Raw genomic sequence first — 22,946 nt, 5'->3', positions numbered from 1 at the left:
TTGCTCATATATCAGGAACTGTAGAGCGATAGATAGGTATTATCGAATTGTTTGCTGAGCAGGTCCTTTTTCTGTATGAAGAAGTGAATACAACCGGCATCCCACCAGGTGAAGCCCACGTGCCGGTCGGAATCCAGCTGCAGCAGCATGGTCATATCGCTGAGTGTGTCATCCACCTGTTGCTGGTTTCCATTAAAATGTTGCAGCAGTGTTTTACGGGCGTTGGAGGGCAGGTAATCATATTTCTGTTTTGCTACCAGGTACATGGCTGCCTCTATATGATGATCATCATGTTGCCCGTCAGGGTAACCTCCTATCATACCGATGCCTTCTGTGAGATGCATACAGAGATCATCCAGTCCATCTGATTCCTCTTCAGAGAGCTCATCATAATCTGCGTAGGCATAATTGGGCGGCATGAGAGAAGGCGCAGCCTGCAGCTGATAGCTGGTAAACTGCTCCTCTTTCTCCAGCACAGTGGCAGCGGGAGCCGGTGTTCTTTTTAAACCTGTTTTATCCTCCACATAAATCACTTTATGCTCGATATGATAAGCCTTGTCAACATCTCCCATAAAAAAATACAGTACACCGGTATCGGGCAACAGTTGTTGAACATCCTGCCGGCTAATGACAGAGAGGTCAAGCTGCGCGATAAAGGTCATCGGTGTTCCGTTGGCGGTGAGTGGCCAGGCAATATGGGCGGGTAGATCGGGATCTCCCGCCACTCTTGTGTTACCGGTATGCTGATAGTTCTCCTGTTGCGCCAGGGTCAGTGTAATAAGCGGCCGGGTATTGGAGAGGATATATTCTTCTACGCCGGCCAGGTCAAACTTATGGATTAACTCCTTGTACTTTTCTGTTGTCAAGACAAATTCATTTACATGGATAACAATATAGCAACGTAATGGCAAATAGCGGCTGAAAGCACCAGCAGATGCCATACTGCATGGGTATACTTATGTTTATCCCAAAGGTAAAAAATAACGCCGATGGTATACAGTCCTCCACCTACACATAACAATACGATTACGGGCATAGGCAGCTCGGTGAAAAAACGTTTGCCGCCCACTGCGAGTATCCAACCCATGACCAGGTAGATCAGTGTGGAAACGATGTCGAAGCGGCCGGTGAAAAACACTTTAAAAACAATGCCTACGGCCGTGAGCCCCCATAATACCGACAACAGGGATATCCCGAACGCATTGTTCATGTATACGAGCAGGAAAGGTGTATAGGTACCGGCGATGAGAAAATAAATACTGATATGATCGAAGATGAGGAATGTTTTTTTGACGGCCGACTCCTGCGAGATATGATAGATGGTCGAGCAGGTAAAAAGCAGAATAAAACAGAAGCTGTAAATACCTGCACCTACGATGCCAGGTGTGTTGCCATGTGTGGCAGCAATGCTAGTCAATACCGGAAGGCCACTGATGCCAAATACAATACCAATCGCATGTATCAGTCCATTTACGATTTCCTGTTTCCTTGTGTAGCCTGTTGGTGAAGCCGTCATTCCCATGATAAAAAAATTTACGGACGGATCGTCTGCGATCCGTCCGTAAATGTAGGACAATCTACCAAGGCAACGTAATAGAGATTCTCTATAAGATTATTTTTTTATGAAAGAGCTGACCATCTCCCCATTGGTAACGTTGATCACGTCTCCGGTAGCGTGGTTATAGAGTTTGCAGCTGAAGCGCATTTTCACTTTAATGTAATAGTCATTCATATTAAGTACTTCTTCTGCGCTGACGATGGTAAAGGTACCCTCCGGCTGACCGGTGGTGCCGTTGAAGCTGTCCCAGGTCTTGCCATTTTCATCTGTCCAGTTGATGATAATACCATCCGTATATACCTGACCGTTAATCGTAGCGTAGGTATAGTCGCCGGGCTTGAAGAAGTTTTTGAAATCCTGTTGGGAAGTATTGCGGTAGTTTTTGTAGATCCCTTTAGAGATGAGCAGTTCAGTTTTGCCCGCGGGCAGCGGAATGTTGGCGTTCCAGGTGATACCTGCGCCCAGCAGCACATCCACGTCACCGATTACTTCGGCGGTGGCCATGTAGTTGTTATTGTCCGTTGCTTCCTGCGTATAGTCTTTCCCGTTGACCGTCATTTTGTAGTAGTATTCCGATGTGGGTACCGGCGAATCCCCGGTAATGGTGAGGGCTACACTACAGGTAGAAGTATAAGCCTGTATAGGGAAGATAAAGGCACCTGCCTGTACGGGTATTCCCGAAGCCTGCAGGGTAATACGCTGTCTGCCGGTATTGGTAAAATTACCGGAGCCGGTAAAACGCAGTCCGTTGACAGTTTCGGTGCTCATCGCCCAGAATCCGGGTGTGGTAACGTTAACGGTTATCTGTATTTTTGCATCGTCACCGGTTGGGGCACCTGTTTTATAGGTACCTCTCACCGTAGCGTCGGAGCAGCTGTTGCCCTGTTGTACCAGTGCATATACGGCCATACCATCGGAAGGTGCCGGCGTTGTATTGACAGGCGTGGTCGTTTCCTGGGAGTATTCCTTTTTACACCCTGTCATCAGCAGGGAGGCCGTGAGCAGGAGCATTAAAGTCCGGGACAGGCGTATTAATACAGGTGAAATCATCATCGTTGTGTTATTGTGCTACTATCGCAAATATATAAACTTAAAATAATAAGATATATCTTTAGTTATTCTATTTATTTTATTTAAACCGCAGTGAGGAGATGGAGAACGAATTTACGAGAGAGGAATGGGATACCTGTATCAGGGTATTACAGGTATTATCGAGAGACCCGGACCAATCGCCGGACAACATGGTATTAAAAGGTCTGGTAACCAAATTATACAAGCGTGCAAAAAAAGAAAACAAAGCTGCGGCAGCAGTGGAGGCCATCAATAAAATAGCGCCGGAGAAGCTTACCCTTCAGCGGTTACAGGCGATTTCCCGCAACCAGGACATCCTGAAGCAATATGATAAAAAGCTGGTACTTTCCCAGACAGCCATGTTCAGTAAGTATCAGTTGCCCGATACCGGCACCTATATCCACCCGCCTGAAACGCTGACACTGGCTTCCACTCAGCGATGTTATACGTGCAGCTGCCATTACAAGCAGGTACATTTTTTTTACCATATGCTTTGCCCTGACTGTGCAGAGCTAAATTTCAACAAACGTATGCAGCGTGCCGATCTGCGTGGGCGCGTGGCCGTTATCACCGGCGGCAGGATCAAAATCGGCTATCTTACCGCCCTGCGGATGTTGCGGGACGGGGCCCGCGTGTGGGTTACCACCCGCTTTGCCAAAGACTGCGCCCTTCGTTTCAGTGAAGAAAAGGATTTTGCCGAGTGGAGCCATCGCCTGAAGATCGTGGCGCTTGACCTACGCAACCTGGGACAGGTGAACCAGTTCATCCAGCAGCTCTATGCAGAAGAAACCCACCTGGACATCCTGATACATAATGCCGCCCAGACCATCAAACGGCCTGCAGCTTTTTATCAGCATCTGTTTGCCGTGGAAGAAGGCCCGGCCACCGCACTGCCCGAAGCCGTGCGCTCCTGTATTGTGGCGGGAGCCCCTTTCCGCTACCTGGGCGACACCTGGGAACAACAGCTGTTGCCCGCCGAGATCCACCAGTGTTTCCCAGCTGGTCAGTACGACAAAGACAGGCAGCAGGTAGACCTCCGCAGCAGCAACAGCTGGACCATGCGGCTGGACGAAGTGCCACCTGTAGAGATGCTGGAGACACAGCTGGTGAATGTCACCGCTCCTTTTATGCTCAACAGCAAACTGAAAGCACTGCTCAAACAATCCCCCTTCTCCCGGAAATTCATTATCAATGTATCCGCCATGGAAGGGCAGTTTAACCGGGCTTCCAAAACACCGTTCCATGCGCATACCAATATGGCCAAAGCAGCCCTCAACATGATGACCCGCACCGCCGCGCAGGACTATGCACTGGACAGCATCTTCATGAACAGCGTGGATACCGGATGGATCACACAGGAAAATCCGCATCCCAAAAAGGAACGGCTATACGCAGAAGAAGGATTTGTACCACCGCTGGACGAAACCGACGGCATGGCCCGTATCTACGATCCTATCGTATCCGGTCTTGCCAGTGAAGACATCCCTTTATTCGGGCATTTCCTGAAAGACTACCAGCCTTATGCCTGGTAACTGAATTTAATCAAGATAAGAAAAAAATATTTGCATATGCAGAATAATACCGTTGTATGTCCCGTAGATTATGTAAAAAACAACTTCCCGTTTAACCCGACCGAGCTGGACCCGGTGTTGCAGTATCTAAGCAACAATCAGCCCCTGCCCGCCAGCGATCTGGTTTTCCCGGTAGGTACCATCACGGCGGATGGAAGGCTGGACATGTGTAAACAACAACTGGGCGTAGCTGGTATGCAGCTGGTGACCAACGCCCTGCAATACAACACACAGATCAAACATATACTGATGGGCACCAATGCCTTCGGTAACCCGGGCGCCCAGGCCGTTGCCGACCTGGTGGCCGTCAACAATACCATCGAGACCGTATATCTTGGCTGTAATTATATCGAACAGGCAGGCGCCCAAGCCATCTGCGAAGCCCTGGCCACCAACCAGTCTGTCAAAAGCATCTGGCTCAAAAGAAACCCTATCGGCAGTAACAGCATGGAAAATATCATCCAGCTGCTGCAGCAAAACAATCACCTTCGCACCCTTGATCTGGTAAACACCTGCGCCGGCGATGGTTTCCTCACCCTGTTCGAATATCTGAAAACCAATACTACGGTGGAGCGGTTGTATCTGAGCGGCAACTACCTGACTGCCGATATGATGGAACCACTGAGCGAAATGCTGAAAGTCAACAAACACCTGACATCATTATTCCTCAGCGTCAACAACATCGGAGACAAAGGTGTTTCCTATCTTGTACGCGGGCTGCGGCAGAACACCACCCTTGAACAGCTTGGCCTGTCCAGCTGTGGTATTGAAGCCGGCGGCATGCAGCTGTTGCACGACCTGCTCAGCACCCACCCCTATCTCAAATGGATAGACCTGGGTTATGCTGCTTCTACCAGGGCATTGAATGGTAAAGCCAATATACCGGTACATCTTACACCTATGAAAGATTTTCCGGCACAAGCCGACTATACTCATCCTGACAGTAAAGCTATTAAAAGCGTATATCGCTAAAAGGGAGGGAAAGTGTAATAAAGCCGGTGAGACTCGAACTCACGCTCCCCATTTGGTGTAGGTGCTCTTCCACTAAGCTACGGCTTATTACAAGCGCTAAGATAAAAAATTTACCCGTTAATTTCAGGGGCTGCTTTCGGGCAGCCTTTTTTATTGCGTATATACGTAGCCGTAAGTAGGATTGATAAAGGGTATTGTGGCAAAAAATTAGTGGAGGAGTCAGGAATCGAACCTACATCTCCTGCTTAGCAAGCAGGTATTTTTCCATTAAATTATCCCCCGGAAGTGCAATAAGACCGGTGAGAATCGAACTCACGTCTCAGGCGTGCAAGGCAGGAGTTTTTCCAACTAAACTACAGTCTATTGCGGGCGCAAATATATAAGAAAATATTTGTTATATAAATATTCATTTCTGCTGATGATATCCTTTTTCTCCATATGGTTGCAGTTCGTCCAGACACATTTTATACAGGGCCTGTACTTCTTTTTTATAATCTACAGTGGGGTCAGTAGTATCATCCAGTTCTTCAACGATCTCATAAGCGAAACACTTTTCCCCCAGCGTATTCCAGTCGGACTGCAGCTCCTCATTGGGATGGGTGTTGGCCAAAAGCTGCATGCGTGGAGAATTCCAGGCTCTGTCGAGATCAGCGCTATAGTGTATCCATATTTTGTTACTCACAATATTCCGAATCTGATAGACGCCCATGCGGAAGGTCATCTGACGGTAGGCTTCCTTTAGTTCTTTTTTTGATTTCATGCGTGCAGGTCTTTTAACTGATTATCAATAAAAGCATTGGCTGCCTTGAGGAAAGCAGGATAACCGACAGGCATCTGCCGGTTGATGTAGAGGAGCAACAGGCCGGTTGTTCCATACAGCAGGGCTGCCTTTTTATGGCTGGCCGCAGCCGGAGTGAGGCTTTTCAGCGCGATGAGGTATTTCCATTCTTCCTCACAGAGGCTGTCCAGAAAACCGGTGATCAGCGGAGCTGTGTCTGGTTGCCTGTTGAGGTCTGACAGCTTCTCCACAAAAAAGAGTTCAAATATGCCGGAGTACTGTACAAAGTATTCGAGATAAGCCAACAGAATGGCTTTCAGCCTTTTCTCCCCTCTGGGCGCCTTGCTGCTGCGTTCCGCCACATAGGCACTGCATTCTTCCTGAAAATCCTGTACACAAAGGAATACCAGGTCTTTCACATCCTTGAAATAGTTGTACAGCGTGGCAAAGGAATAGCCTGCCCTTTCCGCGATATTGCGGACACTGACACTTTTTAATCCTTCACTCTTCAGGATCTCTTTGGTGGCATCAATAAAATATCCTCTGATACGCTGCTCCTGAATAGCTTTGTTCTTCATTTTATATTCCTATTAATATTTTTTAATAGTGCAAATATATTGAACATTGTTCAAAATTTAAAAACTTTTCTGATTTGCTGACGGAAATAGTGGGTCTATTTTCCCTGCAGAATAGCCAGGGATGGGTTAAATTTGCTCATGGAGCATACCGGAACGCCACTGCCCTAAACAAATACATTCCCTGGTCTGTTAACCTGTTATACAGCCATGAACAACGATAAACCCAAACGTATTGTCACCCGGCTTTTATCCTCAGCGGGTATTACAGTAAATGGGAATAAGCCCTGGGACATCAGCGTTTTCAACGATCATTTTTATACCCGCGTATTACAGGGCGGCTCCCTGGGACTCGGTGAATCCTATATGGAAGGCTACTGGGACTGTGTGCAGCTGGATGACTTCTTCTATAAGTTGTTGCGGGCCAACCTGGACAAAAGCATTCACAGGAGTCTGCAATTAAAAATGGATATCCTGCTTGCCAGGATATTTAATTTCCAGCGGCCGGCCAGAGCCATCCGCAATGGGCAGCGGCATTATGATACCGGCAACGACCTTTTTCTCCATATGCTGGACAAAAGGCTTACGTATACCTGTGCTTTCTGGGACAATGCCCACAATCTCGATGAAGCCCAGGAAAACAAGCTGGACCTCTCCTGCCGTAAACTACAGCTGCAGCCCGGTATGCATGTACTGGACATTGGTTGCGGATGGGGAAGTTTTGCCCGTTATGCTGCCGAAAAATATGGGGTGGCTGTTACCGGCGTCACTATTTCCAAAGAGCAGGCAGCCCTGGCGCAGGAACGTTGTGCCGGACTGCCCGTCACCATTCGTCTGCAGGACTACCGCATGGTGAATGAAAAATTTGATGCCGTCGTTTCGCTGGGCATGTTCGAACATGTAGGAGCACACAATTACCCTGAATATATGAGGGTTGCCGACCGCTGCCTGAAAGATGAGGGATTATTTCTGCTGCATACCATCGGCGGCAATAAAACATCCGCCTTTACAGATCAGTGGCTGAATAAATACATTTTTCCAGGGGCAGCGATTCCTACTATCCGTCAGATAGGACAAGCCATTGAAGGCCTCTTTGTGCTGGAGCATTGGGAAAATTTCAGTGTCAATTATGATAAAACACTGATGGCCTGGTATGAAAATGTCAGTGCCAACTGGGACAAACTAAAAAGCAGGTACGACCAGACTTTTTTCCGCATGTGGAAGTATTATCTCATGTCTTGCGCCGGTTCCTTCCGTGCCCGGCACAGCCAGCTCTGGCAGATTGTGTTGTCTAAAGCCGGTGTGCCCGGCGGTTATACTTTTAATCACTAACGCTGTGGCCTGTACGATTAAACAACAGTTATGGTTTTACTGCCGCTATCAGCAGGAAGATTGGCCTGCGTAACTCATCTTTCATTTCCGGGTATTTTTCGAGGACTGATGGAGAAGGTGGTGGCTCTTCCACCTGGGTGATACGAAAACCTGCAGCCAGCAAGCCGTTTAGTAATGTCGCCACTGTACGATGATATTTAACAACATCGTTGTCGAGGAACCTTGTCACCCGACGGCCTTCCTCCTGGTAATGATCTACCGGCCAGTGCAGGCGATTACCCGCTGCATCATAGTACCAGTCCTGTGCCGCTCTTGCAGTAAATACAGGATGTTCGGTGGAGAAAACAAAACTACCACCTGCAGCCAGACAGTTAAACACTTTGCGGCAAACAACATCATAATGTTCCACGTAGTGGAGTGCGAGTGAACTGATCACCACATCAAATGCACTATCTTCAAATGTGATGTCTTCAATAGCTTGCTGCCGGTAAACAATACCAGGCCCGCTATTCAGCTCCTGTGCCTTTTCCAGCATTTTCTCAGAGATATCAACACCAGTGACACTGGCAGCGTGTTGCTCCATTACATAACGGCAGTGCCAGCCGAAGCCGCAGCCCAGATCGAGCACCCGTTTGTTTTGTAAGGATGGCAACAGTTTACTGAAAGCCTCCCATTCCCCTGCCGCACTCAGTCCTTCTACAGAGCGCAGCATACGGCTGTAGTTTGCAAAAAAGCCGGGATCATCGTATTTATTCTCTTTCATGATGTATCGTTTATAGCTGGTCCCAGGGAATGGCATCATAGGTGCGGTCCAGCAGGGAACTGAGCGCTGACGGGTCTTTGTCAAACTGATGCTGGTTGATCCGGGTGATGATTCCCCTGTGATTGATAGAATTGGTATAAAAAGCAGCCTTGTATTCGTTGAGCTGTGACAGTGATATATTCCGATGGATAACGGGCACGCCTGTATTCCAGAGGCCTTCGGTGAGCAGCTGGATCATGATGCCGGGTAAAGCAGGCGCAGCGGGCAGTATCACGGAATGCCCGTCATAAAAGCCGATGTTCCAGACAGACCCTTCCGAAATGTGCTGGTGCTGGTTGACATATAATACGTCATCATAGCCTGCCGCGCGGGCTTCGCGCTGGTAAGCCAGTATACCGGACAAGATCCCGCTGTATTTCACATCCGGCATCAGGCGCTGGAAACGGGCTGTCATCACCTGCAGCGGAGCTGCTGCCGGCTGTACCGGCGGTTTTTTGGTGATGAGCACGTACAGGTCATTTTCGTATATGCCGGGCCGTTGATAGTCGGGTGTAAAAATATTGATACGGATAGTGCAGGATTCATTTTCCCCGATGATGTTTCTCATATAAGCCATGATTTTATCATCCGGGAGATGACAACCAAACAGCTTATCACTGCTTTTCCGCAGCCTTTCGAGGTGCAGGCGGAGACCTTTTACCTGCCGGTTTCGTATCTGCATGGACGTAAAATGTCCGTATGATAATGCCATCATCAGCGGCAGGTCGCCTGCTTCCATGCTTCTGCCATTGATTTCCTGTACAAAAGTGTGATCCATAGGCTATGTTTGCAGATAAAGCTAAATAATCTTTATCAATTGCAGTGCAGGCGCCGGGGGCTTGCGTTTTTAAAAAGATTTTGATACTTTAGCGCCGACAAACCAGCCAAACCATATTGTGAGCAGGGGGATATACTTTATCTGATGAAGGGCAGTCAATATAATGAAAGGGAGATCGTTGCCCGTATAGCCAAAGGTGATGAATCTGCATTTGCTGTCTTTTTTCGCCATCATTACCAGAAAATTTACGAAGTAGGACTGATGCTGACGCAAACGGAATCCGTTGCGGAAGAGCTGGTGCAGGATGTTTTTCTGAAAGTATGGAAGCAGCAGGAACAGCTGCCCGCTATCATGGACATTCCATCCTGGCTGTTTATCATTGCCCGCAATGATGCCTACAAGGCGTTGCGGCGCAGCACCCGTCTGAAGGTGGTTCTGGAAACGCTGGACTGGCCGCTACCTGTATCTAATGAAACAGACGAGCAGATTATTTACCGCAACTACCACGAACTGGTAAACAAAGCGGTGAGCCAGCTTCCTGCCCGTCAGCAGATGGCCTGGCGCCTTAGCCGTGAAGAAGGTCTCAAACGCGAGGAAATAGCCAGCCGTATGCAGATCCGGCCCGACACGGTAAAGGAACACCTGACCCTTGCCGTTAAAAATATCCGTCAATTTCTGGAAACACAAGACGCCTTACTGATAGGCGCAGAAGTCATCTTCCTCTGGAGCATTCATTCCCTCAATTAATTTTTTTTTTAAAAGACACCCCCCAAAACTTCCGTCACCTGGATCTTTATTGTAACGGGCAAAATACCACCAACCATTTTATGCCCGTCAACAGCTTATATGGACCAAAATCGACTGGAATATTTATTCAGCAGGTATACTGCCGGCTATGCCACGCCCGAAGAACTCAGGGAATTTGATGCCATGGTGCAATTACCAGACAATGAAACAGCCTTAAAAGAAAATATTGACCGATTACTGTATAACGCCAGTGGAAGCGCTTCCATGCCGGAGCGTGCTATCCAGTCAACGCTGCAACATATTACCGGGAAACATGCTCCTTCATCCATTGTGCGTTATCTCCGCAACTGGTGGGCAGCTGCAGCCGTCATTGTATTACTGGGCTGCAGTCTGTACCTGCTGAAATCACCGAAAACTACAACGGTACCGCTGGCCGACAAAGCACCTGGCACCGACAAAGCTGTGCTGACCCTCGCCGATGGTACCACCATACAGCTGGACAGCAGCGGCCATCAGGTCATCGGTCAGCAGCAAACAGCCATCCGGCAGTCCGGTGGACAGCTGCAATACACCGTACTGCACCCTGCTGCCAGCACCGGTTATAATACCCTGACTACGCCCTATGGCGGACAGTTCAGGGTGATACTGCCGGACGGCACCACTGTATGGCTGAATACCGCTTCCTCCCTGCGTTATCCGACTGCTTTTACCGGCACAAACAGGACCGTAGAGCTGCAGGGCGAAGCCTATTTTGAAGTAGCTGCCAACCCTTCCCTGCCCTTCCGGGTAAAAACAGCCGGACAGGAAATACAGGTGCTGGGCACCAGCTTTAACATGAATGCCTATACGAATGAGGACTATACCATCACCACGCTGGTGACAGGCCGCGTAAAAGCCACTGCTCCGGGCACTCCTGAAGGGGTGGTGTTGACACCCGGCCAGCAGGCTATCACCGCCCACAACGATACCCGCATTGCTGTGAGTAGTACCAACGCCGCAGACGCCATCGCCTGGAAAAACGGACTTTTCCTGTTTGACAATGCCAGCCTGGAAACTGTCATGCGTTGCCTGGAGCGCTGGTATGATGTCGCCGTAAAATATGAAGTCACACCGGATATACACTACACCGGACAGATCTCCAGAAACCAGCCACTGTCCAAAGTAATCGCTATGCTGGAACAAACCGGCAGCGCCCGGTTCCGCCTGATCAGGGCCGGACAGGGACATCAAACAAAAGATATGATCATCATCCTACAATAAAACGGCAAGGAGGGCCACACCATGATATTAAATTAATACGATTACAGCTAGACGACATCCACCATTAAAAAACCGGAAACGTTGGCGCGTTCCCGGTACATGAAGGATCAACCAAACCTGGACCAGGCTTGCATTCCGGAACCAGGTATGATAATAGTTTATTACAAACCATCATCGTAAATCCAAACGACACGAAGATATGAGAGAAAGTTTATTCTCCCAAGGGGGATTATTGCCCCTATGTATACCAGTACCAACAACCAGATCTCTGTCAGATCCCACCACCAGCCTGTCTGACAAGCGATATCTAAAAAAAGTTTTACTCATGATGAAACTTACAGGAGTGCTCCTGCTCGCCCTATGCCTGCAGGTAAGTGCCAGGGTCTATTCCCAGAAGGTGACACTCACGGAGCGCAATGTTCCGGTACAGCAAATATTCAGTAGTATTCGCCAGCAAACAGGGTTCCTATTTCTTTACAGCAATGAAACACTTAAAAACACACATACTGTTTCCGCACAACTAACGGACGTGCCGCTGAAAGAAGCGCTGGACCATATTACCAGTAACCAGCCTATCACCTACAGCATTGAAGACAACAATACCATTCTGATCAAACCTAAGCCGGTGGCTGCTGTGACAGCCCCTGCCCTTATCGCCCTCAGCGGAACAGTAACAGACAGCAAAGGACAACCGCTCATCGGGGTAACCGTAAAAGCAAAAGGTTCCGCTGCAGGTGCCATCACCAACGAACAGGGCTACTGGTCGCTGCAGGCACCAGACAACACCACTGTGCTTGTATTTTCCTTCATCGGTTATATGAACCATGAAGAGCCTATCAAGGGCAGAAGCAACATGCATGTAGTGTTGAAACAGGAAGATAAAACCATGAGCGAAGTAGTGGTAACCGGCTACCAGAAGGTAGAACGGCGCTCACTCACCTCTTCCATCACTTCTCTCAAAACAGAAAATCTCAAAACCATCAACCAGCCCAGCATCGACAAACTGCTGCAGGGACAGGTACCCGGTATGGTAGTGATGAGCACTTCCGGTGCACCGGGAGCAGTACCGCAGATCCGTATCCGCGGAACATCCACCATCAGTGGAAACACGCAGCCTTTATGGGTAATAGACGGTATCATCCTTGACGATCCCATTAACGCTTCCGTAGACGATATTATGACCAACCGCAACCTGATTGCCTCCGGTATCGGTGGTATCAACGTAGAAGATATCGAGTCTATCAACGTGCTGAAAGATGCGGCTGCCACCGCCATCTACGGCACCAAAGCAGCTAACGGCGTCATCGTGCTCACCTCCAAAAAAGGCCAGGCTGGTAAAACAAGGATTAACTACTCCAGTTTTGTAACTGCCAATATGCGTCCCCGTATCGAAGACGCCTATATGATGAATTCTCAGGAGAGAATCGGTGTAGACCTGGAAATGGTACGCCGGGGCGTGCTCACCGCCAGCTCCCCCCGCACCGGTGAATACGGCACTGCTACCGACTTTGAACGTTATCTCATAGACGTGCATGACCGTAAACTCAGCTGGGCCGACTTCGAGAAAAAAGTCAATCAGCTGGAACAGGTAAACACCGACTGGTTCCAATACCTCTTCCGCAATGCTTTCACCCATCGCCAGAACCTTAATATCTCCGGCGGTAATGAAAAAACCACTTTCTACCTCTCCGGCAGCTATATGGATGAACAAGCCACTGCAAAGCAGACAGGTATGAAAACCTATACCGCCTCTCTGAAAGTATATACCAAACTGCATCCTACGCTGCGTGTGGGCGGTATGCTGGACTTTAACCGTCGTGATAACAGCAGCTTTTTTGCCGCCGACTCCCGTGAAAACCCTTACGAATGGGCCATCTACACCACCCGTGCCCAGAATGCCTATGATGAAAACGGTAACTACAACTACCTGTATTACAACGGCATCAAATACAACTTCATGGAAAACCGTGACTATGGCTGGCGTAATTCCAAAAACTTCGGCATCAGAGGTACAGTAGACCTGGAGTGGAAGCCACTGAATCCGCTGATCTTCAGCAGCCTCTTTTCCTTTGCCAACCAGAACACTACTGATGAAGATATCGCCACCGAAAACAGCTACTTCGTAAAAAGAAGACGGCAGGATGTTTACACCATCATCGATTACGTGGGTGTTCAGCTGTGGAATGAAGGCGGTTACCGTAAAGGCAAAAACAATAACAACAACTCCATCACGCTTCGCAACCAGGTATCCTATATGCCGGTACTCAATGCCAATCACCGTTTTGATGTGATGGCCGGACAGGAAATCAGGACTTCCAAATATGAAGAAGAAGCAACGGAGATCTACGGTTATGTGCATGAACGCGGAAGGCAGCAGATGCCGCAGTTTGCGCTGATGCAGAAACTGGGTGTCCCCTACTGGACCGAAAACCTCAATCAGCAGGCGTCTGTGTCTTATTACGGTACAACAGGATATACCTTCAAAAACAGATATACCGTGAGTTTCAACGCCCGTACAGACGGTTCCAACCGCTTTGGTCTCAAAACCAACCAGCTGTTCCAGCCACTGTGGGCCGTAGGAGCCAACTACCAGCTGAAAGAAGAACCTTTCTTTGCTAATAAGGACTGGCTGAGTTATCTCACCGTCCGCGCTTCCTATGGCAGCCAGGGTAACGTGGCCGCACAGGCCTACTCCGACATCGTGGCCACTGTAGGTAAGCCCGATCAGGCCAACAAGGACAATTTCCTCGTGATCAATGCGCCTAAGAACCCCAACCTGAAATGGGAGAAAAACTATACCACCAACCTGGCTCTGGAACTGGGTCTCTGGAAACGCCGTTTCATGGTGACTTTGGAATACTATAACAAAAAAGGTGTAGATCTGCTCGGCAACAAACGCGTATCACAGGTATCCGGCTTCAACACCATTCAGGTGAACTGGGCTTCTATGAAAAACAGCGGTGTGGAAGTGACTTTCAATACCATCAACATCGACAGCAAAAACTTCCGCTGGTCTACCAACCTCAATGCAGGTTATAATAAAAACGAAGTACTGGACGTATACTCCCTGCCTACCGTGTATAGCCTGACCAATGCACAAAGAAGCAACTACGGCGATGCCGCTGTGATAGGCAAGCCCATCAACGGGTTGTGGTCTTATCGTTTTGCGGGCCTCAATAAAGACGGACATGCCACCTTCTATACCAACAAACCCGGAGAAACCGTGTCCAACGGCATGCGTAACCTCGACGGGCTGGTATATTCCGGCACCACCATGCCATTAGTACAGGGCGGTTTCACCAATACTTTCTCTTATAAAAAATTCACTTTATCAGCGCTGTTCATCGGCAGTTTCGGCAACGTCATCCGTTTGCGCAACCTCTCTACCGGTGTGCTCTTCAATTATCCTGAAGCTTCCCAGAACCTGTCTGCCGAATGGGCCAACAGATGGCAGCAGCCGGGTGATGAACTTAAAACCAACATTCCCCGCCTGGAATCAGAGACCAACATCACCGGCCTCTCCGATTCACGGCCTTACAACGGAGAAATGTATGACAACAGCGACCTCAGAACAGTAAAGGGAGATTTTGTGCGTCTGCAGAACCTCTCTCTCAGCTACGATCTGTACAGTCCCCGTCTGCGTAAAAGCGGCATTCAGAATATGCGGTTCATGCTGCAAGGTAACAACCTGCATGTATGGAAAAACAGCGCCCTCAAAGGGCAGGACCCGGAAGCCACCGGTTCCGTGATGCGGTACAGCGACACCAGATCAGCCAATGTATCATTTGGTAATACTTACCTGCCGCTGCCACGCTCCTATTCATTCTCCTTTTCCTTACAGTTTTAAACAGATGTATGATGAAATATAGATATCTCACACCATTACTGCTGTTTTCGTTTATCCTTGCCAGTTGCAACAAACTGCTGGATATTAAACCGGTGAACCGGATGGTGCCGGTGAGCATTGCCGACTATGAGTCTGTGCTGCTGGGTGGCTATCCCCGCGCTGACTTCTTCATCAAAACAGAGTTGATGACAGACAACGTATATGCCAACCTGGCCACTACTACCAGTCCGCAGAAAGAGCTGGAACAATGGTTTACCTGGGCTCCTTCCAAAGTGCCGGACGGCCAGGAGAACGATCCTTACTGGGGTCAGCTCTACTCGTCCATCTTTTATGCCAACACCGTGCTGGACAATTTCAACGAGCGCAAGCCAGCCAGTGATGAAACAGCACTCTACGAAACCGTAAAGGGAGAAGCCTATGCCCTGCGGGCCTATGCTTACTTCTATCTGGTCAATTATTATGCAGAACCCTACAGCCAGGCCACTCTGAAGGCTCCGGGCGTGCCCATGCCACTAAGTGCAAAAAATGTACATCAAAATACACAAAACAATGTGCGGGAGCCATTGGAAAAAGTATACAAACAGATACTGGCCGATATGGACCAGGCATCCACACTGCTGGCAGGTAAAAAGAGCATCAATAAATTCAGGTTTGATCTCAGCGCCGTACAGGCCTTGCGTGCCCGGGTGCTGCTCTTCATGGGCGAATATGAAAAGGCCATTGCTGCTGCCACAGATGTGATCGTGACCAAACCCCTCTCGGACATGAACAGCATGCAGGCGCGCATCGATGAAAAGAGTAACGCCACCGCTTTCACGGGCAACGTAGGTGTAATAGACGGTGACTACAAAAATGAAGTACTGTTTTTTACCGGAGGCAGTGCCAACCTCAACATCTACTACCATACCATGAATATGTTTAAGCCTACTCCGGAGCTGCTGGCCCTCTGTACGCGTCCCAACGGAGGCAGCGACTACCGCCGGTATATATTCGCCACCTTCTATGATCCTACCACTCCGGACGGCAAGCAGTATGGGCCTACCCTATACAACATGTACGCCAAGCAGGAAAATCCAAGCTACTATATCGGACTTAAAGTCAGTGAAGCACATGTTATCCGTGCAGAAGCCTATGCACGGCTGAAACAGAAAGACAAAGCCATCACCGACCTTAACAATCTGCTGACACGCCGTATCAAAAGGGGTGAGTTTGTACCATTACAGGCAGCCGACTTTACAGATGAAAGCCTGTTGCAGCGTATCCTGGAAGAACGCCGTGTAGAGCTGGCCTTTGATGCAGGTCTCCGCTGGATGGACCTGAGAAGACTGGGTAAACCAGCGCTGACACATGTGTACAAAAACGGACAGCTCTATCAGCTGAAACAGAACGACAACCGCTATCTGCTACAGATACCGCTGTCTGAACTGAACAACAGCCCTGAAATGCAGCCTAATCCCTGATATTAATCAAAATCAAACATGATGAAACCAATATATGCTTCCCTGTTAGTACTGGCAGCCCTCTTCGGAGCAGGCTGCTCCAAAGAACCCCAGCCCGGGTTCACAGCCGATCTGGGTATTGCAAAAAGCTATACGCCCCCTGCAGATGCACCTGCTGAGGTAAAAGATATGTTTAAGCGTTACGATGTCTGGATACGCATGGACTTCAATGACTGGAAGGAAGTCACCAACGGTGTCCTGGGTACTGATCCCATCAATCGCTGGGGTGCGGGTAAAATTGATGATGACCAGCGAAGCAGCGCCATTATGTATTCACAGGCGTTATTATCCAATGTGTCGGAGAAATTTGCAAAGACCTTTTTCCCGATGGAAATATTTTTTGTGAAGACTTACAGAGGCAGTTTCTGGGCCGCAGACCTTATCAATTTCGGTCGCAGCAGGCTGATTGTATGCTGGCCCAATCATCTGATAGGCGCCTTACCGATAACGGATCCTGTTAACCATTACTATATGGACTCTACGCTGACCCGTGCTATATGGGGTGCGCTGGGCCCCATGGTAGCCGGCAGAATGGCAACTCCCATCTCCGAATTTGTATTGGCGGGCAAAGCATATGATAATGGCGAAGCCCTGGACAAGATCTTCAAACAATACGAAAAAGACAGAGATCAGGATGCCCTTGACAAGTCCCGTGATGAAGTAGCCCGCAACGGCGGCTTTATCACCATCGGCGGTAGTACCAACTTCGATGTAGACTTCGGCGAATGGATGAAACTACTCGCCACCGAATCTTACGATAACATCAAAACAAAATATCTGGACAACAGCCCTGCCCGCGCCAGAAAATATGAAGTGATCATTAAGTTCTTCAACAGCTACGGCTGGGACATCCAGAAGAGCGGTAACTATTACCGCCAGAGACTGGGCAATTAGAAACAAAGACATTTTAGGATAGAAAACCAACTGACAATATGAAAAAAGTAACGCTCGCAGCAGCCTGTATTCTGCCACTGATGGCAGTGGCCCAGGAAGGCTCTTACACCATCAATGGTACTGTAGGTAAAGACAACATCTACCAAAAAGCCTATCTGTACAGCAGCAACAGCAAAGGAAGAATCATTGATTCCGCAGTGATCAGCAATGGCAGCTTCACTTTTACCGGCAAAACGGATATTGCCTCCAGGGCTTTTCTGTTTACCGGTAATACCCTTGCCAGCTCTTATACCGCCAACCGTCTGGTGTTTTATCTGGAAAAAGGTACTATCCTTATTAACAGTGCCGATTCCATCCTGAATGCCACTATCAAAGGTGGCGCGGCCAATACTGTTCATCAGCAGTATAAAAAAGCATCTCAGGATGTCAACAAAAAATCGGATGAGCTGAGCCAGAAATACTATGCCATGAAGCCTGCAGAAAGAGAGCAGGAAGCCTTTAAAAAGCAGTACCAGGCAGAGAATAAAGCCATAGACCAGGCACAGCAGAAAGTGCTGGCGACTTTTGTAAAAGCCCATCCCAACACCAGCGTGAGCCTCGATGCCATCACCGAATGGGCTGGCTACGATCCGGACCCGGAGAAAGTAACGCCAGTGTTCAACCTGTTGTCATCTGATATCCGGGGTAGCAAAGCCGGCAAACAATTTGCCGACCATCTGGAAACACAGCGTAAAACAGCTATTGGCGTTATGGCACCGGTATTCACTCAGAATGATACGCTGGGCAATCCTGTGTCCCTGAAGGACTTCAGAGGTAAATATGTACTGGTGGACTTCTGGGCCAGCTGGTGCGGTCCCTGCCGCAAGGAAAACCCTAATGTGGTAGCCGCCTTCCAACAGTTTAAAGATAAAAATTTCACCATCCTGGGCGTATCCCTCGACAATGAAAATGGTAAATCTTTCTGGATGCAGGCTATCCATGATGATGGACTGCAATGGACACAGGTATCAGACCTGAAAGGCTGGAAAAATGAAGCTGCTAAAATGTACGGTGTACAGGGCATTCCGGCCAATTTCCTTATCGGCCCCGATGGGAAAATAGTCGCTAAAAATCTCCGTGCCGAAGCACTGGAGAAAAAACTGGCATCACTGCTGCAATAAACTTGCATCAGGGCTGATCAAATGATCGGCCCTGATTTTTATCCGGAATAACGGTCGGCATTCAGGGCCCTGAAAATGTATTCCTTGTAGCTGCTGCCGATAGGCACCAGCACCGTGCCGATTTCCACGTCGGCAGCCGTGAAGGCGGTAATATTAACCACATTGACCATAAACGAACGGTGCACCCGCAGGAAACCTTTTTCCTTTAATTCCTGCTCCATATCTCCGATGCGGTATTTGGCCATGATCTTCTTTTCTCTGGTATACACGATGATATAGTCTTTTTGACTCTCTATATAGAGGATCTCATCCGTATGCAGTTTGATGAACTTATGAGCAGATTTGAGATAGATATATTTTTTTTCTGTAGAAGATAATACCTCAGCCAACGGTTTATCCGTAGTCCGCAGATAACGCTCTATTGCCCGCAGAAAGCGGTCAAACGTGACAGGCTTCAGCAGATAGTCTATCACATCAAGATCATAAACCTCCACTGCAAATTCCCGGTAGGCCGTAGTAATGATCACAGCGGGGGCATTTTTCAGGGTCTTCAACAGGGTAAGTCCTGAAAGCTGCGGCATTTCAATGTCCAGGAATATCAGATCAACAGGTTGCGATTGCAACAGTTCCAGCGCCCTGACAGCGTTATCACAGGTAGCCACCACTTCAAAAGAATCCAGTTTTTCCAGATGCCGTTGCAGCAATGAAATAGCCAGTGGTTCATCATCAACGAGTAAACATTTTGTTTTCATAACTGAATCGTCAGCGTGACCGTAAAAAGACCTTCTGTGGTTGTTATGGCTAAGTTATGTTTTTCCGGGTATATCAGCTCCAGCTGCTGACGCAGATTGTGTAATCCTATCTTTCCGCCGTTATGGGCTGCAACGGCACAGGTATTTTGCACCTGGCAATGCAACTGTGAAGCAGCTACTGTAATAACAATATCAATCTTTTTATGTCCCGCATTATCTGTGACGCCGTGTTTAAATGCATTTTCCACCAGGGTAAGCAGCAATAACGGCGCCACCAGTGCTGTTTCATGGCCACTGGCCGTAAAGCCCACCTGCAGCCTTTTATCATACCGTAATGCTTGCAGTGCAATATAGTTATGCAGCAGGTCGACTTCCTCCGATAACTTTACAAAAGGCTGATTGCAGCGGTATAAAATATAATCGAGCATATCCGACAGCCGCCCTATGGACTCCGATGTACCGGCATTATCAATAAAAGACAGCGCGTAGATATTGTTCAGCGTATTGAACAGGAAATGCGGTTGCAGCTGGTTCCGCAGTAGTTGCAGTTCCGCAGCAGCTTTGCCTTTCTCCATCAGGAGAGACCGTTGTTGCAGGAACTGCTGGTCTTTCAGCAGTTTTAAAAAAAGAAAAACCACCGCTACAGAAAAGTTCCGGAAAAAATAAACATGCCATAATTTGGAGACATTGGTGACAATTTCCAGTAGTGTTTCTCCTGCCTTGGGAAGTGTGCCCGACAACGGTTCCTGTAGATACACCGTGATGATTCTTGATAAAATACAGATCGCGTACATGCCCGATAATAACAAGAGTACTGCAGTCAGGTATTGTTTTTTCCTAAAAAAAAGCGGTATCACAAGATAAGCCAGCAGATAGGAAGTAAGCGCCTGTGTGAGCAGGGTAAGTCCGTTGTAGGCATAGGTTTGCAGAGAGAACCAGTCTTCCCGGTAATAATAATTTCTTTCTCCGGTAGAAAGCAGTAATACGCCCAGCCAGAAGAACAAGTGGGCCGGTATCCGATGTTCTTTATGAAACTTGTTGATGTTTTCCAGCAGATTCATAATGCAACAATGTACTATTAATTCCCTGGAAAATCTATCCTATTCCACCAATAGCCGGTATCACCTGCCCGACAGGCAAAATCACCGCCTGAAATGATTATAACATATATGGGTTTGCGTATTACCCTGCTGTTTCCCTGTCTGTCGACGGCTTAAAAACCGGAGCTCATAGCTGCCGACATTCGCAGCAAACCTGTATAGTATGAAATACATTTTATGTGCCCTGCTGCTAGCCACCGATATGGCCACAGCACAGGATACCAGCCGGACAAAGCAGCAGCTGAAGGAAGTCTCCATCCAGGGCTGGCGGCCACTGGTAGAAAGAAAATCTGATAAAACAATTGTACAAATAGAAAACACCATTGCTGCTGCAGGGGCCAGTTTACTGGAGGTAATGGAAAAGCTGCCCGGCGTGCAGGTAGGACAAGGTGGCCAGCTCTCCGTGAATGGCCGTCCGGGAATGACAATTTTGATAGATGGTAAAAATGTGGCGTTGACAGCTGAAGACCTTCAAAACCTGCTCAGGAGCATGCCGGCTTCTCAGGTCCGGAAAATAGAGATCATCACCCATCCCGGAGCTGCCTATGATGCAGCAGGCAATGGAGGCATCATCAACATCATCCGGAAAACCAACCGGCAGGAAAACCTAAACGGCAGTATCAGCGCAGGATATGGGCAGGCATGGTACCCTAAATACAACACCAGCATCAATCTTGGTTACAAAAACCAATCGTATAATCTCACCTTCGACCTCGGTGCACAACATACCACTAATTTTTACACCACAGCGATCAATACTGATATCCTATATCCTGACCATCGCCTGATGAGCAGACAACAAACGTATAACCGTCTCCGTAGGCAGGGCAACAATCTTAGTCCGGCCCTGAGTGCCGATATATATCTATCCCCCAGGGCTACACTCTCCTTCTCCGCTATGGGGAGTTATCTACAGAGCCGTAGCCGGGTGCAGTCTCTACTTTGGTCAGACGCAGATAGCCTCGTTACCGGCAACCAGGTTGAGAGCAAGCCTTATCATTATATTACCGGCCTGCAATGGCAGCAGCAGCTGGACAGCAACGGGCAACAGCTGACGGTCGCCGCGGACTATTCCATTTATAACAGCAGCTCCCATCAGTATGCCTCCATTAACGATGAGCATCTGACACAGGAACGAAAGTTGCACATCTATGCCGTCAAGGCCGATTATACGTTACCGTTAGCACACCAGACTACCGTTACAGCAGGCTTCAAATATAGTAGTGTCGCTATCAGCAATAACAACAGTTACCAACGGCCAGACACCCTCCACCCTGATATCATCAGCAACAGCGAAACTATTACAGCAGGGTACCTTCAGTTTAGTAAAAACTATACCGCTGTAAAACTACAGGCCGGCATCCGTACAGAGTATACTCAAAACCACAGTGAGCAGCATCCGGCAGGCATACTGCTCAACAGCCGTTATCTGCAATTATTCCCCTCCTTCTTTATAACGTACAACTTCCATCCGCAACACACCCTGCAACTCAAGTGCAATAGCCGGACTGATCGTCCATCCTATACACAGTTGAACCCTTTCCGTTACCCACTTTCCCCCAAGCTGTATTTTACAGGCAATCCGCAATTACAACCGCAAATGGCCTACAATGCCGCCCTTACCTATGGCTGGCGTCAAACACTATTTATCACAGCAGGATATGACTTTTACCGTCATTATATTGCCACCCTGCCCTTTCTGGATGACAATCAGAAAACCATCACAAGAACTCCCGTCAATATACAACGGTCCGGCGCCTGGAACCTCAACATCAGCTATAACACCCAATGGACTTCCTGGTGGTCAGCAGACTATGACGTCACCTTCTTCAGTCAATCCTTTTCCGGAGACATGCCTTACCGCCGCGGTCTGATTTCGTGGAATATCAATTGTAACCAGCAATTCCGCCTCACGCCTCATTTACAGGCAGAATGCCAGATCAGAGCTGTATCCGGGCAACGGGTAGTTTCCACTACCACCACCGGGTATTATATGGTCCATGCCGGTATCCGGCAGCAGTTGTTCCGTAATACCGGATCTATAGCTGTCAGATTTACCAATTTGTTACAGAGTGAAGATGAGGCTTCGTATTATGACTACGAACGGCTACGTCAGGACTGGTATATTCGTTTTTTCAGTCGTGGGGTGCAGGTTAATTTCAGTTATCGTTTTGGCAAAGGAAAAGCGGCAAGCAAATCATCGTCTCCTTCCGAAGAACAGCGCAGGGCGGGATAACTCAATCACGGGCA

19 protein-coding genes and 3 tRNA genes are annotated in these 22,946 nt (G+C 48.5%); 10 read left to right on the top strand and 12 right to left on the bottom strand.

All coding sequences use genetic code 11. The features are described from left to right. Positions 1 to 11: 11 nt before the first annotated feature. The 3 genes from KD145_RS01025 to KD145_RS01015 form a co-directional block, all read right to left on the bottom strand. On the bottom strand, positions 12 to 866 hold the full coding sequence (locus KD145_RS01025) for a DUF1963 domain-containing protein (RefSeq protein ID WP_212004074.1): 855 nt from the start codon (positions 864 to 866) through the stop codon (positions 12 to 14). A gap of 11 nt (positions 867 to 877) precedes the next feature. Continuing rightward, complete coding sequence (locus KD145_RS01020; protein WP_212004073.1) at positions 878 to 1,522, bottom strand: hemolysin III family protein; 645 nt, start codon at positions 1,520 to 1,522, stop codon at positions 878 to 880. A gap of 90 nt (positions 1,523 to 1,612) precedes the next feature. Next, the gene (locus tag KD145_RS01015) at positions 1,613 to 2,611 is read right to left on the bottom strand and encodes a hypothetical protein (protein WP_212004072.1); all 999 of its coding nucleotides are present in this window, start codon (positions 2,609 to 2,611) and stop codon (positions 1,613 to 1,615) included. Between the two features lie 98 nt (positions 2,612 to 2,709). On the opposite strand from KD145_RS01015, the gene KD145_RS01010 reads away from it, so the two are divergent. Continuing rightward, positions 2,710 to 4,161, top strand: a complete 1,452-nt coding sequence (locus KD145_RS01010; protein ID WP_212004071.1) for an SDR family NAD(P)-dependent oxidoreductase — start codon at positions 2,710 to 2,712, stop codon at positions 4,159 to 4,161. A gap of 36 nt (positions 4,162 to 4,197) precedes the next feature. Continuing rightward, entirely contained in the window at positions 4,198 to 5,172 is a 975-nt protein-coding gene (locus tag KD145_RS01005; protein WP_212004070.1) for a hypothetical protein, read from the top strand. Positions 5,173 to 5,190: 18 nt separating this feature from the next. Here KD145_RS01005 and KD145_RS01000 read toward each other — a convergent pair. The 5 genes from KD145_RS01000 to KD145_RS00980 form a co-directional block, all read right to left on the bottom strand. Next, positions 5,191 to 5,258 (bottom strand) — tRNA-OTHER (locus tag KD145_RS01000). A gap of 124 nt (positions 5,259 to 5,382) precedes the next feature. Then, a tRNA-Ser gene (locus KD145_RS00995) sits at positions 5,383 to 5,454 on the bottom strand. Positions 5,455 to 5,463: 9 nt separating this feature from the next. Then, a tRNA-Ala gene (locus KD145_RS00990) sits at positions 5,464 to 5,534 on the bottom strand. Between the two features lie 44 nt (positions 5,535 to 5,578). Then, positions 5,579 to 5,932, bottom strand: coding sequence for a GIY-YIG nuclease family protein (locus KD145_RS00985; RefSeq protein ID WP_212004069.1), 354 nt, complete (start codon positions 5,930 to 5,932; stop codon positions 5,579 to 5,581). Then, a complete protein-coding gene (locus KD145_RS00980) occupies positions 5,929 to 6,528 on the bottom strand; it encodes a TetR/AcrR family transcriptional regulator (protein ID WP_212004068.1) in 600 nt (199 codons plus the stop codon). The genes KD145_RS00985 and KD145_RS00980 overlap by 4 nt, the downstream gene beginning before the upstream one ends. A 207-nt stretch (positions 6,529 to 6,735) precedes the next feature. Here KD145_RS00980 and cfa point away from each other — a divergent pair, with 207 nt between their 5' ends. Then, positions 6,736 to 7,857: a cyclopropane fatty acyl phospholipid synthase gene (gene cfa, locus KD145_RS00975; protein ID WP_212004067.1), complete on the top strand. Its 1,122-nt coding sequence runs from the start codon at positions 6,736 to 6,738 to the stop codon at positions 7,855 to 7,857. 28 nt (positions 7,858 to 7,885) lie between these two features. Here cfa and KD145_RS00970 read toward each other — a convergent pair whose 3' ends face one another. Then, entirely contained in the window at positions 7,886 to 8,620 is a 735-nt protein-coding gene (locus tag KD145_RS00970) for a bifunctional 2-polyprenyl-6-hydroxyphenol methylase/3-demethylubiquinol 3-O-methyltransferase UbiG (RefSeq protein WP_212004066.1), read from the bottom strand. A gap of 10 nt (positions 8,621 to 8,630) precedes the next feature. Continuing rightward, a complete protein-coding gene (locus tag KD145_RS00965; protein ID WP_212004065.1) occupies positions 8,631 to 9,437 on the bottom strand; it encodes an aminotransferase class IV in 807 nt (268 codons plus the stop codon). A 144-nt stretch (positions 9,438 to 9,581) separates the two neighbouring features. Here KD145_RS00965 and KD145_RS00960 point away from each other — a divergent pair, with 144 nt between their 5' ends. From KD145_RS00960 to KD145_RS00935, 6 genes are all read left to right on the top strand, one after another. Continuing rightward, positions 9,582 to 10,184, top strand: coding sequence for an RNA polymerase sigma factor (locus KD145_RS00960; protein ID WP_212004064.1), 603 nt, complete (start codon positions 9,582 to 9,584; stop codon positions 10,182 to 10,184). A gap of 99 nt (positions 10,185 to 10,283) precedes the next feature. Further along, positions 10,284 to 11,444 carry a FecR family protein gene (locus KD145_RS00955; RefSeq protein ID WP_212004063.1) on the top strand — a complete coding sequence of 387 codons (1,161 nt, stop codon included), beginning with the start codon at positions 10,284 to 10,286 and terminating at the stop codon, positions 11,442 to 11,444. 325 nt (positions 11,445 to 11,769) lie between these two features. Then, complete coding sequence (locus tag KD145_RS00950) at positions 11,770 to 15,291, top strand: SusC/RagA family TonB-linked outer membrane protein (RefSeq protein WP_212004062.1); 3,522 nt, start codon at positions 11,770 to 11,772, stop codon at positions 15,289 to 15,291. An 8-nt stretch (positions 15,292 to 15,299) separates the two neighbouring features. Next, entirely contained in the window at positions 15,300 to 16,751 is a 1,452-nt protein-coding gene (locus KD145_RS00945; RefSeq protein WP_212004061.1) for a RagB/SusD family nutrient uptake outer membrane protein, read from the top strand. A gap of 18 nt (positions 16,752 to 16,769) precedes the next feature. Further along, a complete protein-coding gene (locus tag KD145_RS00940; protein ID WP_212004060.1) occupies positions 16,770 to 17,684 on the top strand; it encodes a hypothetical protein in 915 nt (304 codons plus the stop codon). 38 nt (positions 17,685 to 17,722) lie between these two features. Further along, a complete protein-coding gene (locus KD145_RS00935) occupies positions 17,723 to 18,844 on the top strand; it encodes a TlpA disulfide reductase family protein (protein ID WP_212004059.1) in 1,122 nt (373 codons plus the stop codon). Positions 18,845 to 18,882: 38 nt separating this feature from the next. Here KD145_RS00935 and KD145_RS00930 read toward each other — a convergent pair whose 3' ends face one another. Both KD145_RS00930 and KD145_RS00925 read right to left on the bottom strand, forming a co-directional pair. Further along, positions 18,883 to 19,596, bottom strand: coding sequence for a LytTR family DNA-binding domain-containing protein (locus tag KD145_RS00930; RefSeq protein WP_212004058.1), 714 nt, complete (start codon positions 19,594 to 19,596; stop codon positions 18,883 to 18,885). Beyond that, entirely contained in the window at positions 19,593 to 20,657 is a 1,065-nt protein-coding gene (locus KD145_RS00925) for a sensor histidine kinase (RefSeq protein ID WP_212004057.1), read from the bottom strand. The genes KD145_RS00930 and KD145_RS00925 overlap by 4 nt, the downstream gene beginning before the upstream one ends. A 202-nt stretch (positions 20,658 to 20,859) precedes the next feature. Between KD145_RS00925 and KD145_RS00920 the strand changes: the two genes are divergently transcribed. Continuing rightward, positions 20,860 to 22,932 (top strand): outer membrane beta-barrel protein, encoded by a 2,073-nt coding sequence (locus KD145_RS00920; RefSeq protein WP_212004056.1) that lies wholly within the window; start codon positions 20,860 to 20,862, stop codon positions 22,930 to 22,932. Positions 22,933 to 22,946 lie beyond the last annotated feature (14 nt).

The sequence above is a fragment of the Chitinophaga sp. HK235 genome (genome assembly GCF_018255755.1).
Taxonomy (GTDB): Bacteria; Bacteroidota; Bacteroidia; order Chitinophagales; family Chitinophagaceae; genus Chitinophaga.
Note: the sequence above shows the minus strand (reverse complement) of the source record. Positions and strands in the feature narration are given on the sequence as shown.

Coding starts and splice junctions, on each gene's coding strand:
- cfa (WP_212004067.1), top strand. CDS start 6,736: ATGAACAACGATAAACCCAAACGTATTGTCACCCGGCTTTTATCCTCA.
- KD145_RS00925 (WP_212004057.1), bottom strand. CDS start 20,657: ATGAATCTGCTGGAAAACATCAACAAGTTTCATAAAGAACATCGGATA.
- KD145_RS00965 (WP_212004065.1), bottom strand. CDS start 9,437: ATGGATCACACTTTTGTACAGGAAATCAATGGCAGAAGCATGGAAGCA.
- KD145_RS00930 (WP_212004058.1), bottom strand. CDS start 19,596: ATGAAAACAAAATGTTTACTCGTTGATGATGAACCACTGGCTATTTCA.
- KD145_RS01005 (WP_212004070.1), top strand. CDS start 4,198: ATGCAGAATAATACCGTTGTATGTCCCGTAGATTATGTAAAAAACAAC.
- KD145_RS00935 (WP_212004059.1), top strand. CDS start 17,723: ATGAAAAAAGTAACGCTCGCAGCAGCCTGTATTCTGCCACTGATGGCA.
- KD145_RS00950 (WP_212004062.1), top strand. CDS start 11,770: ATGATGAAACTTACAGGAGTGCTCCTGCTCGCCCTATGCCTGCAGGTA.
- KD145_RS01020 (WP_212004073.1), bottom strand. CDS start 1,522: ATGGGAATGACGGCTTCACCAACAGGCTACACAAGGAAACAGGAAATC.
- KD145_RS00970 (WP_212004066.1), bottom strand. CDS start 8,620: ATGAAAGAGAATAAATACGATGATCCCGGCTTTTTTGCAAACTACAGC.
- KD145_RS00940 (WP_212004060.1), top strand. CDS start 16,770: ATGATGAAACCAATATATGCTTCCCTGTTAGTACTGGCAGCCCTCTTC.
- KD145_RS01015 (WP_212004072.1), bottom strand. CDS start 2,611: ATGATGATTTCACCTGTATTAATACGCCTGTCCCGGACTTTAATGCTC.
- KD145_RS00920 (WP_212004056.1), top strand. CDS start 20,860: ATGAAATACATTTTATGTGCCCTGCTGCTAGCCACCGATATGGCCACA.
- KD145_RS00955 (WP_212004063.1), top strand. CDS start 10,284: ATGGACCAAAATCGACTGGAATATTTATTCAGCAGGTATACTGCCGGC.
- KD145_RS00985 (WP_212004069.1), bottom strand. CDS start 5,932: ATGAAATCAAAAAAAGAACTAAAGGAAGCCTACCGTCAGATGACCTTC.
- KD145_RS01010 (WP_212004071.1), top strand. CDS start 2,710: ATGGAGAACGAATTTACGAGAGAGGAATGGGATACCTGTATCAGGGTA.
- KD145_RS00960 (WP_212004064.1), top strand. CDS start 9,582: ATGAAGGGCAGTCAATATAATGAAAGGGAGATCGTTGCCCGTATAGCC.
- KD145_RS00945 (WP_212004061.1), top strand. CDS start 15,300: ATGATGAAATATAGATATCTCACACCATTACTGCTGTTTTCGTTTATC.
- KD145_RS00980 (WP_212004068.1), bottom strand. CDS start 6,528: ATGAAGAACAAAGCTATTCAGGAGCAGCGTATCAGAGGATATTTTATT.